At 72.9% G+C, this 14,509-nt stretch carries 12 protein-coding genes; 3 read left to right on the top strand and 9 right to left on the bottom strand.

From position 1 onward, the window contains the following. Window positions 1-85: 85 nt before the first annotated feature. From ACZ67Q_RS10255 to lipB, 3 genes are all read right to left on the bottom strand, one after another. Window positions 86-310: an SCO2195 family GlnR-regulated protein gene (locus ACZ67Q_RS10255; protein WP_471179084.1), complete on the bottom strand. Its 225-nt coding sequence runs from the start codon at window positions 308-310 to the stop codon at window positions 86-88. Between the two features lie 229 nt (window positions 311-539). Next, window positions 540-1,505: a lipoyl synthase gene (lipA, locus tag ACZ67Q_RS10260; protein ID WP_471179087.1), complete on the bottom strand. Its 966-nt coding sequence runs from the start codon at window positions 1,503-1,505 to the stop codon at window positions 540-542. A 73-nt stretch (window positions 1,506-1,578) separates the two neighbouring features. After that, the gene (gene lipB / locus ACZ67Q_RS10265; protein ID WP_471179090.1) at window positions 1,579-2,376 is read right to left on the bottom strand and encodes a lipoyl(octanoyl) transferase LipB; all 798 of its coding nucleotides are present in this window, start codon (window positions 2,374-2,376) and stop codon (window positions 1,579-1,581) included. Window positions 2,377-2,608: 232 nt separating this feature from the next. Here lipB and ACZ67Q_RS10270 point away from each other — a divergent pair, with 232 nt between their 5' ends. Continuing rightward, complete coding sequence (locus ACZ67Q_RS10270; RefSeq protein ID WP_471179093.1) at window positions 2,609-4,054, top strand: regulator; 1,446 nt, start codon at window positions 2,609-2,611, stop codon at window positions 4,052-4,054. A gap of 402 nt (window positions 4,055-4,456) precedes the next feature. Here ACZ67Q_RS10270 and ACZ67Q_RS10275 read toward each other — a convergent pair whose 3' ends face one another. Both ACZ67Q_RS10275 and ACZ67Q_RS10280 read right to left on the bottom strand, forming a co-directional pair. Continuing rightward, complete coding sequence (locus tag ACZ67Q_RS10275) at window positions 4,457-5,830, bottom strand: NAD(P)/FAD-dependent oxidoreductase (RefSeq protein ID WP_471179096.1); 1,374 nt, start codon at window positions 5,828-5,830, stop codon at window positions 4,457-4,459. Between the two features lie 172 nt (window positions 5,831-6,002). After that, window positions 6,003-6,896: a TIGR01777 family oxidoreductase gene (locus tag ACZ67Q_RS10280; protein WP_471179098.1), complete on the bottom strand. Its 894-nt coding sequence runs from the start codon at window positions 6,894-6,896 to the stop codon at window positions 6,003-6,005. A gap of 73 nt (window positions 6,897-6,969) precedes the next feature. Between ACZ67Q_RS10280 and ACZ67Q_RS10285 the strand changes: the two genes are divergently transcribed. After that, window positions 6,970-7,467 (top strand): GNAT family N-acetyltransferase, encoded by a 498-nt coding sequence (locus ACZ67Q_RS10285; protein ID WP_471179101.1) that lies wholly within the window; start codon window positions 6,970-6,972, stop codon window positions 7,465-7,467. 12 nt (window positions 7,468-7,479) lie between these two features. Here the strand turns inward: ACZ67Q_RS10285 and ACZ67Q_RS10290 are convergent, their stop codons facing one another. Then, window positions 7,480-8,664, bottom strand: coding sequence for a MarP family serine protease (locus tag ACZ67Q_RS10290; protein WP_471179104.1), 1,185 nt, complete (start codon window positions 8,662-8,664; stop codon window positions 7,480-7,482). A gap of 208 nt (window positions 8,665-8,872) precedes the next feature. On the opposite strand from ACZ67Q_RS10290, the gene ACZ67Q_RS10295 reads away from it, so the two are divergent. After that, window positions 8,873-9,712: a peptidoglycan recognition protein family protein gene (locus tag ACZ67Q_RS10295; RefSeq protein WP_471180083.1), complete on the top strand. Its 840-nt coding sequence runs from the start codon at window positions 8,873-8,875 to the stop codon at window positions 9,710-9,712. 31 nt (window positions 9,713-9,743) lie between these two features. Here ACZ67Q_RS10295 and ACZ67Q_RS10300 read toward each other — a convergent pair whose 3' ends face one another. The 3 genes from ACZ67Q_RS10300 to aceE form a co-directional block, all read right to left on the bottom strand. Continuing rightward, on the bottom strand, window positions 9,744-10,262 hold the full coding sequence (locus ACZ67Q_RS10300) for a DUF4240 domain-containing protein (protein WP_471179106.1): 519 nt from the start codon (window positions 10,260-10,262) through the stop codon (window positions 9,744-9,746). A 56-nt stretch (window positions 10,263-10,318) separates the two neighbouring features. Beyond that, window positions 10,319-11,320, bottom strand: a complete 1,002-nt coding sequence (locus ACZ67Q_RS10305) for a helix-turn-helix transcriptional regulator (protein ID WP_471179108.1) — start codon at window positions 11,318-11,320, stop codon at window positions 10,319-10,321. Window positions 11,321-11,396: 76 nt separating this feature from the next. Next, window positions 11,397-14,099: a pyruvate dehydrogenase (acetyl-transferring), homodimeric type gene (aceE, locus tag ACZ67Q_RS10310; RefSeq protein WP_471179110.1), complete on the bottom strand. Its 2,703-nt coding sequence runs from the start codon at window positions 14,097-14,099 to the stop codon at window positions 11,397-11,399. Between the last annotated feature and the right edge of the window lie 410 nt (window positions 14,100-14,509).

Here is a 14,509-nt window from a genome sequence, read left to right on the forward strand (position 1 = left end):
CGAAGTCTACGTGGCCCCGGGAGTGCCGACGACGGCAGTGCCCGCCGGCCCGCGCCGCCGGCCCGCGGCGGGTGGGCGAGGCCGGTCAGGAACGCGCGGTGGTGGACTGCTTCAGGAAGCGCTCCGCCTCCACCCGGTCCTTGGCCCGGCGGCGGTCCTCGAGGACGGACGTCCAGGCGTTGCGGCGGGCGGTGCGCTGGCCGCTGCTCATCAGCAGCGACTCGACGGCGCGCAGCGCGTCGGTGAAGGACGGGATGGCGGTGGCGCGGGTGCCGTGCGGCATGACGTCGTGGACGGGCGCAGCCTGCATCGTCGAGGTCCCCCCTCGTGATGGGTGTACGGGGCGTGATACCAGGGTCACTGTTTGGTGTTACCAGGACGTGACCGACCGGTCAAACGCGCATGAAACCCAGGAGCGTGGTGTGCGAACGACGACGCGGCCCTGACGAGTGCCCTCATCTGCGAGGACGGTCAGGACCGCGTCGAACCGGTCATTACCGGTCAGTAACGACTTGTGCGTGACTTCACACGGATGGCTCTCACACCGCCTGCGCGGCGATGAACTCGCCTCGCTTCTCGATCGCCATCTGGTAGAGGCGGCCGGCGCGGTACGAGGAGCGGACCAGCGGGCCGGACATCACACCGGAGAAACCGATCTGCTCGGCCTCCTCCTTCAGCTCCACGAACTCGTGGGGCTTCACCCAGCGCTCCACCGGGTGGTGCCGCACGGAGGGACGCAGGTACTGCGTGATGGTGACCAGCTCGCAGCCCGCGTCGTGCAGCTGCTTGAGCGCCTCGCTGACCTCCTCGCGGGTCTCGCCCATGCCGAGGATCAGGTTGGACTTGGTGACCAGGCCGAAGTCGCGGGCCTCGGTGATGACCTTCAGCGAGCGCTCGTAGCGGAAGCCGGGGCGGATGCGCTTGAAGATCCGCGGAACCGTCTCGACGTTGTGTGCGAAGACCTCGGGCCGGGAGGCGAAGACCTCCGCCAGCTGCTCCGGGACGGCGTTGAAGTCGGGGGCCAGCAGCTCGACCTTGGTGCGGCCGGCCTCGCGGTCCGCGGTCTGCTGGTGGATCTGGCGCACGGTCTCGGCGTACAGCCAGGCGCCGCCGTCCTCCAGGTCGTCGCGGGCGACGCCGGTGATGGTGGCGTAGTTCAGGTCCATCGTGACGACGGACTCGCCGACGCGGCGCGGCTCGTCACGGTCGAGCGCCTCGGGCTTGCCGGTGTCGATCTGGCAGAAGTCACAGCGCCGGGTGCACTGGTCGCCGCCGATGAGGAAGGTCGCCTCGCGGTCCTCCCAGCACTCGTAGATGTTCGGGCAGCCGGCTTCCTGGCAGACCGTGTGCAGGCCCTCGCTCTTCACGAGGTTCTGCATCTTCGAGTACTCGGGACCCATTTTCGCCCGGGTCTTGATCCACTCGGGCTTGCGCTCGATGGGGGTCTGGCTGTTGCGGACCTCCAGGCGCAGCATCTTGCGTCCGTCGGGTGCGACTGCGGACACGACCGGCTCCCTAGCGATTGATTCTTCGGCGCCCTCAAGGGTACGCCCGTGGATTTGCATGTCCGGTGCCGCGTCAGGCCGCAGACGGCTCGACCGGGCGCGGCTTGAGGTCCGCGTTCCCCAGGACGTCCTTCAGGTGCCGCTCGGCGACGGGCAGCACGTCCTCGATGGTGACCTCGCGACCGAGTTCGTACGAGAGCGACGTCACGCCCGCGTCGCGGATGCCGCAGGGAATGATCTTGTCGAAGTTGGAGGTGTCCGGGTTCACGTTCAGGGCGAAGCCGTGCATGGTGACACCCTTGGCGACGCGGACGCCCATGGCGCAGATCTTGCGGTCCTCGCGGCGCTGGCCCGCGTTCGACGGGGCGTACTCGGGGCCGTTCAGGCGCGGGTCGAACTCCGGGTCGGTACTGCGCGGGTCGAAGTCGAGCGTGAGCCCTCCCAAGGCGGGGCGCTCCTCGACCGGGTCGCCCAGCACCCACACACCGGCCCGGCCCTCGACGCGCGAGGTCTCGATGCCGAACTCGGCGCACACCCGGATCATCGCCTCCTCCAGACGGCGCAGGTGGGCGACCACATCCACCGGGCGGGGCAGCTTCTGGATCGGGTAGCCGACCAGCTGGCCCGGACCATGCCAGGTGATCTTGCCGCCGCGGTCCACGTCGATCACGGGGGTGCCGTCGAGCGGGCGCTCCTCGGGTGCGGTGCGGCGGCCGGCGGTGTACACGGGCGGGTGCTCCAGGAGCAGACACGTGTCAGGCACCTCGTCCGCGAACCGGGCGGCGTGCACGCGGCGTTGTTCGTCCCAGGCGATCTGGTAGTCGACCATGTCCGCGCCGAACCCCATACGGACGAACCGCAGCTCACTCACGGCAAGCGCCTCCTCGAAGTCGTAAGGCATGAAACGCGCCCACGCCACTGTACGACTGCCTCGGACGCGTCAGCCCTGCGGGCAATCCTCACACGATCGGATGAATGGGTGGGGAAGTGTGCGATCGCCTGTTTACGCTCCGCTACATTCGCGCCGTCCAAGAGGCCATAAGGGCTGCTCACAGGCAATCCGGGCACCTCGCAGGCCTGGAAGGCAGGAGACCGCACCGCAGATGACGGAACGACCCGCGCAGCGCACTCCCAATCGACAGCTCGCCGCGCTCATCGCAGAAGCGGGGTTCTCCAACGCGGGTCTCGCCCGTCGCGTGGACCAGCTCGGGCTCGAACACGGGCTGGACCTCAGATACGACAAGACCTCCGTCACGCGGTGGCTGCGGGGGCAGCAGCCGCGCGGGACGACCCCGGCGCTGATCGCCGAGGTGTTCACCCGGCGGCTCGGGCGGCGGCTCACCGCCCAGGATCTCGGGCTCGACGCATGCGCCCCCGTGTACGCCGGGCTGGAATTCGCCGCGACCCCGGACGAGGCGATCGACATCGTCAGCGGGCTGTGGCGCAAGGACTCCGGCAACCATGCCGAGCTGCGGAAGATCGCCTTCACACCGGCGGGTCTGGTGGTGCCGAGCCGGGACTGGCTGATCGGCCGGTCCGACGACAAGGTCGCACGCGGTGAGCCGCCCGTGCGGGTGCCGGCCCAGGGGCGGCCGGCGGTGGTGCCGCAGCAGCGGGGGCGGGCCGAGCGGCCGCCCGCCGTGCGGGTCTCCGGCGGGGACATCGCGGCGCTGCGGTCCGTCGCCGAGCTGTTCCGCACGCTGGACGACACCTACGGGGGCGGACATGCCCGGCAGGCGCTCGTGCGGTACCTGGAGCACGAGTGCGAGCCCATGCTGCGCGGGGTGTACGGGGAGCAGACCGGACGCCGGCTGTTCGTCGCGGCGGCCGATCTGACGCGGCTGGCCGGATGGACGTCGTACGACATCGCCGCGCACGGGCTCGCGCAGCGGTACTTCGTGCAGGCGCTGCGGCTCGCCCAGGCGGCGGGGGACCGGGCGTACGGGGCGTACGTGCTGGTGACGATGAGCCGGCAGGCCGTGTATCTCGGGCACGGGCGGGAGGCCGTGCAGCTGGCGCGGGTGGCGCAGCAGGGGGTGGGGACGGGGGTGCCGCCCGTGGTGCAGGCGCTGCTGCACGCGGCGGAGGCGCGCGGGCACGGGGTGCTGGGAGAGGTGCGGTCCTGCACCGCGTCCCTGGTGCGGGCCGAGCGGGCGCTGGAGGCGGCGCGGGGCGGGGACGAGGTGCCGCACTGGGCGCGGTTCTTCGACGAGGCGCAGCTGGCGGACGAGTTCGGGCACTGCCACCGGGATCTGCAGCAGTTCCGGGCGGCGGCGCAGCATGCGGAGCGGTCGTTGCAGTTGCGGGCGAGCGGGGGCGGGTACGCGCGCAGCCGGCTGTTCTGCACCGTGGTGCTGGCGACGGCGCGGCTGGGGCTGGGCGAGCTGGAACAGGCGTGCCGGCTGGGGGCGGAGGCGGCGGGGGCGGCCGCGGAGATGCGCTCGGCGCGGGCGGTGGAGTATGTGCGGGAGTTCGAGCGGCGGTTGGAGCCGTATCGCGATGCGGCGGCTGTTCGGGGATATCGAGAGCGGGTTGCTGCGCTGGCTTAGCGGGTGATGCCTGCGGCCGGGTGCGTTGTCGTGTGCGGGTGTGTGGTGGCTGGTCGCCGTTGCCTGCGGCGCCTGGTTGTGTTTCGGCTGCGGGTGCGTTGTGGCTGGCCGCCGTTGCCTGCGGCGCCTGGTTGTGTTTCGGCTGCGGGTGCGTTGTGGCTGGTCGCGCCGTTCCCCGCGCCCCTTTCGCCTGCGGCGGCCCGTTTCCGGCCGGTGGCCGGTTGCGGTCGCGCCTGCGGCCGACTCTGAGTCGGGGCCGGGGCGGGGGGTGTCCGTCCTCGGTCCGGCCGCCCGTTTCCGACGCCGGCACCGTCCGCCGGTGCCGGCCGCTGCGGGCGGACACCCCCCACCCCGGCCCCTTCCCGCCGTACGCGGGTGCCGGCCGTCGTCGCTGCCGGTCCTTTACGCCGCCCGTGGCATCGTGCTCGTGGGGTCCGCCCGGTGGAGGGAGCCGGTCAGGCCCAGGTCTGTCAGGAGGGCCGTCGTGGCTCGGTGGGACGAGTGGAGGGCTCCCTGGACCGTGCTCGTGTCGCGGTGGTCGCCGCAGACGTAGAGGCCGGCGAGGAGCCGTACCGGCTTGCGCAGGTCGTGCGGGGGACGCATCGCCGGGACCGCCTCCGGCGTGTGGTGGACGGCCAGGGTCTCCCAGCGGGCCGTCGACGTGCCGTAGAGGCGGGCCAGGTGGAGGCGGACGGCCGTGTCCACGTCGGCGGGCGGGGCGCCGAGGACGGTGGAGGAGATCAGCGCGCGGCCCGCGGGGGCACGGGTCGGGTCGACGCGGCTGATCACCGCCGTATGGGCGACCGGGCCGCCGCGGTCGGCGTCCAGCAGCAGGGAGGTGTCCGTGCCCGGCGGGTCGTCCGTCGTGTGGTGGACGACCGTCACCGGGTGGAAGGAGGGCACCCGCAGTCCCGGCAGCAGCTCGGCGGCGGTGCGGGCGTCGGTGGCGACCAGGACCGCGCGGCAGCGGAACACGCCGTGTTCGGCGGTCGTCACGGAGGTCGTGGCGACCGACGTGACGCGGACCCCGGTGTGCACGGTGCCCGGCGGCAGGCTGCGGGCCAGCAGCTCCGGCAGAACGTCCGCGCCGCCCTCCGGCAGGCACAGCCGGCCCGCCGCGAACGCGCGCAGGGCCAGGTCGGCGCAGCGGCTGGACGTGGTCAGCTCCGGGTCGCACAGCAGGGCGGCCAGCAGCGGACGCAGGAAGCCCTCCACGGTGCGGGCGGGCAGACCGCGCGCGGTGAGGGACCGGCCGGCCTCCGTCTCCGGGCGGGCGAGGACCTCCTCGATCGGCAGGTTGGCCAGCCGGGTCAGGGCCGGGACCAGCCGGGCCTGGTCGACCGGGGTGCCCAGCGGGGCACTCGCGCGTGCCCGGGGCGCGCCGGCCGTACGGGGCGCACTCGCCAGGGCGCGCACTACGTGAAGTGCGCCGCGTGCGCCCCCGGTGCTCCGTGCGCCCCTGCCGGCCGCGGTGGCACCCGCGTGGTGATGCCGGCCGTCGCTGTGCAGCAGGACGCCGGGGGCGAAGGGACGCACGGCCAGCGCGTCCAGCCCCGGGGTCAGGCGTAGTTCTGGATACGCGGTGGACAGCAGCTGGCCGACGCGGTCGAGCCGGAAGCCGTCGACCTTCTCCGTCGCCATGCGGCCGCCCACACAGGGGGCGGCCTCCAGTACCGCGGTGGTGATTCCTGCGCTGGTCAGCCGATGCGCTGCCGAGAGTCCGGCAACCCCGGCTCCCACGACGACGACGTCTGCCTGGTACGCGGGCTCAAGCACGTGCCCCTCCTCGAGGTTGCGCGGCCGGTGGAGACGTCATGCCCCCAACGGGCGTCCCGGATACCCGAGTTCGGGTCGAGGTTAGGACGGTGATCGGTCAGGGACAGTCGCGCATGGACAGGGCACGGGCGCACGCCGGTCGCATACGGTCACATCCGTCCCTGGTTCTGTCTCACGCCGCGCGGATCGCGTCCTCGATGCCCGGGAAGGCGAACGTGAAGCCCGACCGCAGCAGCCGCGCGGGGAGGACCCGCTGACTGCCCAGGACGTCGCCCGCCATCTCGCCGAGGGCCAGGCGCAGGGCGGACGCCGGGACGGGCAGCAGGGCCGGGCGGTTCAGGACGCGGGCCATGGCCTCGGTGATCTCACCGTTGGTCAGGGGCTCGGGGGCGGTGAGGTTGAAGGGGCCCGACAGGTCCGCGCGGTCCATCAGATGACGGATCGCGGCGACCTCGTCGTGCAGCGCGATGTACGACCAGTACTGCCGGCCGTCGCCCAGCCTGCCGCCGAGCCCCGCCCGGAACAGCGGGAAGAGACGGCCCCACGCGCCGCCCGACCTCGACACCACCAGGCCGGTGCGCGGCAGCACCGTGCGCACCCCGGCCGCGCGCGCCGGTTCCGTGGCCGCCTCCCACTCCACGCACAGCTCGGGCAGGAAGCCGGTGCCGGGCGGCGCGTCCTCGTCCACCGCCCTCCCGCCCGTGTCGCCGTAGATGCCGATCGCGCTGCCGTTCACGAACACCCGCGGCGGCCTGTCCAGGGACGCCAGGGTCCGGGCGAGCGTCCGGGTGCCCTCGACCCGGCTGGAACGGATCCGCGCCTTGTACGCCGCGCTCCAGCGGCGGTCGCCGATCCCGGCCCCGGCGAAGTTGACCACGGCGTCGCAGCCCTCCAGCGCGCCGCCGTCCACGTACGAGCGCTCCGGGTCCCAGCGGACCTCGTCCGGGCCGGCGGGGTCGCGGCGCACCAGACGGACCACCCGGTGCCCCTCGGCGGTCAGGGAACGGGCCAGGGCGCTGCCGATGAGGCCGGACGCGCCGGCCACCGCGATGCGTGCAGGGTGCATGACCCACATCCTCTCCGGCGCCCGCGTAAAACCGCGGTGAGACGCGTGTCCCCGTCCCCGTAGGGTGACCGGCATGCCCGAGTCGAACCCGTCGTTCATACGTACCGCCCGAGCCGAGGACGAGGATGCACTGCGCCGGCTGGACCGTGCCGTGTGGTCCCCCCTGCACGCCGTGTCGGGGCCGCCCGCGCCGGGCGCTCCCTTCTTCCCGGAGGACGCCGGGCCCGAAGCCCATCTGGTCGCCGAGATCGACGGCCGCGTCGTCGGATACCTCCGCCTCGGCACGCCCACCCCGCTCCCCTCGAACGCGCACGTGCGCTACGTCCGCGGCCTCGCCGTCGCAGAGGAGGCGCGCGGCAAGGGCGTCGGGCGGGCCCTGCTGCGGGCGGCCGTGGCGGAGGCCGGCGCCAAGGGGTTCCGGCGGATCACCCTGCGCGTCCTCGGGCACAACACGGTGGCACGCGCCCTGTACGAGTCGGAGGGCTTCGTCGTCGAGGGCGTACAGCCGGAGGAGTTCTACCTGGACGGCGCGTACGTCGACGACGTGATGATGGGCAGGCGGCTGGTCTGACGCCCCCCGGGGCTACGACGTGACCAGGTCGCCCGTGTCCACCGCCTCCGTCGCGTTCGCCGCCTGCCGGGCGTCCTCGGCCACCTCGGCCGCCGTCAGGACGTAGCCCGTCTCGTCGTCCGAGGTGGAGCGGGCGAAGACCACACCGAACACCCGGCCGTCGGTGGTCAGCAGCGGGCCGCCGGAGTTGCCCGGGCGTACCGTCGAGCGGATCGAGTAGATCTCGCGGGTCACGCCGGCGTCGTTGTAGATGTTCTGGCCCGTCGCACGGACCCGGCCGGCGACCGTCGCGGCCTGGAGATCGAGGTCGCCGTCCTGCGGATAGCCCGCCACCACCGCCCGGTCGCCGCGCCGGGCGCCGTCGTCGAAACGCAGCACGGGCGCCTTCAGATCCGGCACGTACAGCACCGCCACGTCCCGGTCCGGGTCGAACAGCACCACCCGCGCGTCGTACGTCCGGCCGACGCCGCCCACCCGTACGCCCGGGTGGTCGATACCCGCCACCACATGAGCGTTGGTCATCACATGCCGCGGCGCGTACACGAAGCCGCTGCCCTCGCGGCCCTGGGTGCCCGCGGCACCCTCGATCTTCACCGTGCTCAGCTTGGCCGCGTCCGTGGCTGCCGCCGTGACGCTGTCCCCGGTGGGCCGGGGCACCTCGGCCGTCGACTCGTTCTCGAACGGGTTGAACACCTGCGGGAAGCCCGCCTGGGTGAGCGCGGACGTGGCCCGCGAGAACCACGCCGGCGTGGTGTCCGGCATGACGTCCTGCACCGCGCCGAGCAGCCGCGAGTCGCGTATCGCACTCGTCACCACAGGAGTGGAGGTCACGCCGAGGACGCTCGCCGCGACCCATGCCACGAGCAGCACGGCGAGCGCGTTGGCCGCCGCCCCGCCGACGCCGTCTGCCACCCGCAGCGGGCCCCGGTCCAGCTCCCGCCGCAGCCGCAGCGCGAGCCGCCCCGCCAGCTCGTGCCCCACCACGGCCGGCACCAGCACCGTGAACACCGCAACGACCGTCGCCGCGGTCGTCCCCGGCGACACCAGACGCATCATCCACGGCAGCACCCAGACGCCCACCACCGCGCCGCCCACGAACCCGGCCAGCGAGACGCACCCGGCCACCAGGCCGCGCCGGTAGCCGGAGCCCGCGTACGCCAGGATCACCAGCAGCAGCACGATGTCGAGCAGGTCCACGAAGCCGCCTCTCTCTCGCCCCTGGACGTGCGGGCCAAGGGCACCCCTGGGTACGCGCGCCAAGGGCCGGATGATCAGCCGTCCATCGAACCGGTCACCGCCGCCGTACCCCGGAAAACGCCCCGGACCAGGACGATGGTTCCACCAGGTGGCACACCACACATCGCGGACCGGCCGCGGCGCGCCCACAGTGGGACCCATGCGTGTCGTGCGAAGAGCGCGCGAAGCCGTCCGGGCCCGCAGCGGTGCCCGGACCGCCGCCCGCGGCGTCCGCCCCCGGATAGCCGGCCCCGCCCTCGCCGCGGCCGCCTGCCTGCCGGGCGTGGCCGCCGTCGTCGCCCTGGTGCTGTGCGCGACCGGCGTGGAGCGTGCCGTCACCGCCCCGCGTCCCGCCTCCCGGCCGCAGGCCGCCCACCCCGCGCCGCACACCGCGCCCCAGCCGCGGATCGTGCCCCGCGCGGCCTGGCTCGGCGCCGCTGTCCGCGGCGGACAGCCGCCCCCACGCTACGACGACCAGGTCGTCGCCGTCTTCGTCCACCACACCGACACCCCCAGCACCTACGACTGCGCCGACACGCCCCGCATCATCCGGGACGTCTACACCGGCCAGACCGGCGGCCGCGACTGGGACGACATCGGCTACAACTTCCTCGTCGACCGCTGCGGCACCATCTACGAGGGCCGCGCCGGCGGCGTCGACCGCCCGGTCACCGGCGCCCACACCCAGGGCTTCAACCACCGCACCGCCGGCATCGCCGCCATCGGCACCTTCACCGGGAGCACGCCGGTGCCGCGCGCCATGACCGACGCCATCGCGGCCCTGGTCGCCTGGAAGCTCGGGCCGGCCGACGTCGACCCGCGCGGCTCCGCCCGTCTCACCTCGAGCAACAGCGGCAGCCGTTTCCCTCGCGGGGCCTCCGCAGCCCTTCCGGTGGTCGCCGCCCATCGCGACGCCTACGAGACCACCTGCCCGGGTGCCGCACTGATCGCCCGGCTGCCGGAGATACGGCAGCGCGCCGCGGCACTGCAAGGCCGGCCGGCCCGGTGAGGAGGCGGCCGGCAGCGAGCGGCGGCCCGGCTCACTCGCGGAAGCGGTACCAGAGCTTCGGGTAGCGCTCCGCCAGTACGCCCTCGTCCTCGAAGTCGACCGGTGTGCCCGCCGGTTCCGAGGGCGCCGGTGGAATGCCCAGGTCGGGGGCGACCGTGCCGGTGAGCTGTTCGTAGGCCTCGTCGGCGGCGTAGCCCAGCTCCTCGCCGTCGCCGTCGATCTCCTCGTCGAAGTCGTCCAGCAGGTCCGCGAGCGCGTCCGGATCGTGCAGGGCGCCCTCGAACACCTCCCTGCCCTGGCCGATCAGCCAGCAGCGGAAGAAGTCGAAGGCGTCGTCGCTGGCGCCGTCCAGCAGCACCCAGGCGGCCCCCCACAGGTCCCAGCGGTAGGCGCGGTTGTAGCGGGCCTCGAAGTGACGGGCGAAGTCGAGGACCGCCTCGGGGTCCTGCTGGAGCAGCCGCTCGACGAGCAGGTCCGCCTGTTCCTCGGGGTCGCCCTCGGCGGCCTCGCGAGTGGCGTCGATCAGCTCCCAGAACTCCGTCTCGTCCATCACGGCTCCAGCATCCTGCGTCGCGGACGGGGGCGCACGCGGAGTGCGCCGGTTCGTCACGGCCGGGCGCTCGCCGCGTCACCTGCGCCGCTGTACAGCCGCGCCAGCCGTGCCGCCTCCTCGGCGAACCGTGCGCGCAGGCCCGCCGGGGCCAGCACCTCCGCCTCCGCCCCGAGTGCCCTCAGTTGGGTGTGTGCGACCTCTTCGGACTCCACGGGCAGCGTCACCGTCACCCGGCCCTCGCCGTCCGGCTCCCCGGCCGACGCCAGCGCCTCCCGAGCGGACACCGCGTCGACGGCCCATCGAAGACCCCGCACACCCTCGGGGGACAGCCGTACCACGACCTCGGTGCGCAGCAGCGAGCGGGCGAACCGCTCGGAGTGCTCCGCCCAGAAGGCGGGCAGGTCGAAGTCCTCGTCCCGCGCGAAGCGCTCGTCGCCGGCCGCGACGGCGGAGAACCGGTCGATACGGTACGTGCGGTACGCCCCGTCCTCGGGCACCCGGGCGCACAGGTACCAGACCCCCGCCTTCAGGACCAGCCCGTACGGCTCCAGCACCCGCTCCACCTCGCGCTCGCCCCGCCGGTAGCGGGCCGTGACCCGGCGGTCGTCCCACACCGCCTCCGCGACCGCCGGCAGCAGCGGAGGCGTCTGCGGTTCCCGGAACCAGGCCGGCGCGTCCAGATGGAACCGCTGCGCCGCCGTACGGGAGGCGTCGCGCAGCGACGGCAGCAGCGCGGCGGACACCTTCAGCCGGGCTGCGGAGGCGGCGTCCTCCAGCCCCATCTCCCGCAGTGCCCCCGGCACCCCGGACAGGAACAGCGCCTCGGCCTCGCCGCGGGCCAGCCCCGTCAGCCGCGTGCGGTACCCGCCGATCAGCCGGTAGCCGCCGGCCCGGCCCCGGTCCGCGTACACCGGGACGCCCGCCTCGCTCAGCGCCTGCGCGTCCCGTGTGACGGTCCGCTCCGACACATCCAGCTCCCGCGCCAGTTCGGCGGCGGTCATCGAGGGCCGGGACTGCAGGAGGAGCACCATCTTGATCAGCCGGGCAGCACGCATACGGCCATCATGCCGGGGCCCACCGACAACGAAGGGGCACGGCGGACGCCGTACCCCTTCGTCGGGACCTGGGTGATTACAGGCCGTACTTCTCGCGGGCTTCCTTCACCGACGCGGCCTTGACCTCGCCGCGGCCGGCGAGCTGGGCCAGCGCCGCGACGACGATCGACTCCGCGTCGACGCCGAAGTGGCGGCGGGCGGCCTCACGGGTGTCCGACAGACCGAAGCCGTCGGCGCCCAGCGAGGACCAGTCCTGCTCCACCCACTGCGCGATCTGGTCCGGGACCTGGCGCATGTAGTCGGAGACGGCCAGCACCGGGCCCTCGGCGCCCTGCAGCGCCTGACGGACGAACGGCACCCGCTCCTCGCCGCGCAGGAGGGCCGCGTCGGCCTCCAGCGCGTCCCGGCGCAGCTCCGTCCAGGAGGTCGCGGACCACACGTCGGCGGCCACGCCCCACTCCTCGGCGAGCAACTGCTGCGCCTTCAGCGCCCAGTGGATCGCCGTACCGGAGCCCAGCAGCTGGATGCGCGGGGCGTTCGCCGGGACGGTGACGCCCGCGGACTCCGCCGTGTTGAAGCGGTACAGGCCCTTGACGATGCCCTCGTCGATGCCGAGACCCTGCGGCTTCGCCGGCTGCGGCATCGGCTCGTTGTAGACCGTCAGGTAGTAGAAGACGTTCTGGTCCTCGCCCGGCTTAGCCTCGCCGTACATCCGGCGCAGACCCTCGCGCACGATCACCGCGATCTCGTAGGCGAACGCGGGGTCGTAGCTGAGCGCGGCCGGGTTGGTCGCGGCGATCACCGGCGAGTGGCCGTCGGCGTGCTGCAGACCCTCACCGGTCAGCGTGGTGCGGCCCGCCGTGGCGCCGACGAGGAAGCCGCGGCCGAGCTGGTCGCCGAGCTGCCACATCTGGTCGGCCGTGCGCTGCCAGCCGAACATCGAGTAGAAGATGTAGAACGGGATCATCGCCTCGCCGTGCGTCGCGTACGACGACGAAGCGGCGATGAAGTCGGCCATGGAGCCGGCCTCGGTGATCCCCTCGTTGAGGATCTGGCCGTTCTTGGCTTCCTTGTAGTACATCAGCTGGTCGCGGTCGACCGGCTCGTACGTCTGGCCCTTGGGCGAGTAGATGCCGAGGGACGGGAAGAGCGACTCCATGCCGAAGGTGCGCGCCTCGTCGGGGACGATCGGCACCCAGCGCTTGCCGGTCTCCTTGTCGCGCACCAGGTCCTTGACCAGGCGGACGAACGCCATCGTGGTCGCCACGCTCTGCGAGCCGGAGCCCTTGTCGAAGGCGGCGAACGCCTTCTCGGCCGGGGCCGGCAGCGGGGCCAGCGCATGCGTGCGACGGGCCGGGGCCGGGCCGCCGAGCGCCGCGCGGCGCTCCTGGAGGTAGCGGACCTCGGGGGAGTCGGCGCCCGGGTGGCCGTAGGGGACCACGCCGTCGACGAAGTCGCTGTCCTTGATCGGCAGCTCGAGCAGGTCGCGCATCGCCTTGAACTCGTCCACCGTCAGCTTCTTCATCTGGTGGTTGGCGTTCTTCGACGCGAAGCCCTCGCCGAGGGTGTGGCCCTTGACCGTCTGGGCCAGGATCACGGTCGGCGCGCCCTTGTGCTCGACGGCGGCCTTGTACGCGGCGTAGACCTTGCGGGCCTCGTGACCGCCGCGCGAGAGGTGGAAGCACTCGAGGATCTTGTCGTCGCCGATCAGCTTCGCCATCTCGACGAGCGCCGGGTCGGCGCCGAAGAAGTCCTGGCGGATGTAGGCGGCGTCGCGGGTCTGGTACGTCTGGATCTGCGCGTCCGGTACCTGGCGCAGACGGCGTACGAGCGCGCCGGTGGTGTCGAGCGCGAACAGCTCGTCCCACGCGGTGCCCCACAGCGTCTTGACGACGTTCCAGCCGGCGCCGCGGAACTGGGCCTCCAGCTCCTGCACGATCTTGAAGTTCGCGCGGACCGGGCCGTCCAGGCGCTGCAGGTTGCAGTTGATGACGAAGGTGAGGTTGTCCAGCTCCTCACGCGCGGCGAGCGCGAGGGCCGCCGTCGACTCCGGCTCGTCCATCTCGCCGTCGCCGAGGAACGCCCACACGTGCGAGGCGGAGACGTCCTTGATGCCGCGGTTGGTGAGGTAGCGGTTGAAGCGCGCCTGGTAGATCGCCGACAGCGGGCCGAGGCCCATGGAGACGGTCGGGAACTCCCACAGCCAGGGCAGGCGGCGCGGGTGCGGGTAGGACGGCAGGCCGTTGCCGGCGGCCTCCTGGCGGAAGTTGTCGAGGTGGGCCTCGGTCAGGCGGCCGTCCAGGAAGGCGCGGGCGTAGATGCCGGGAGAGGCGTGGCCCTGGATGTACAGCTGGTCGCCGGAGCCGTCCCCCTCCTTGCCCTTGAAGAAGTGGTTGAAGCCGGTCTCGTAGAGCCAGGCCGCGGAGGCGAAGGTGGCGATGTGGCCGCCGACGCCGTGCTTGGAGCCGCGGGTCACCATGGCGGCCGCGTTCCAGCGGTTCCACGCGGTGATGCGGGCCTCCATCTCCGGGTCACCGGGCAGGCCCGGCTCCGCGGAGGTGGGGATGGTGTTGACGTAGTCCGTCTCGAGGAGCTTCGGCAGGGCGATGCCGGCGCCCTCGGCGCGCTCCAGCGTGCGCCGCATCAGGTACGCGGCCCGGTGCGGCCCGGCCGCCTTGGCGACGGCGTCCAGGGAGGCCTGCCATTCGGCGGTCTCCTCGGGGTCGCGGTCCGGGAGCTGGTCGAGCTCGCTCGGCTGGATGGCGTTGGGGTCGGTCATGTCGCCGCCTTCCTCAGTCGAAGGGGGTTCCCTCACAGTGAAGGGTTCAGGGGTGCCCTAGGTCTTTGGCAGGACAGGGCTCAAGAACTTCGGTGGAAGTCCGTCGGTGACTCTAACTCCGTGATCGATGATCGATCAAAGGGTTGAGGGTGAAAACCTCTTGATCACGAGAAAGTCGGCACGGGGTGCCTCCGGCGGTGGCACCGGGTGACTGCTCGGGGGAGGTGTTTGTGCAGGTGAGCGCGGTGCAGCTCGGGTGGTGCGGTGGGGCGGCGGGTGCGGGTCGTGTGGGGTTGGTCGCGCAGTTCCCCGCGCCCCTTCAGGGTGCGTTCCGCGCGTCCGCGCCGCGGGTGTGCCGGGGGGTGTTGGTGGGTGCGGGTCGTGTGGGGTTGGTCGCGCAGTTCCCCGCG

This window comes from Streptomyces sp. NPDC036813 (genome assembly GCF_055609245.1).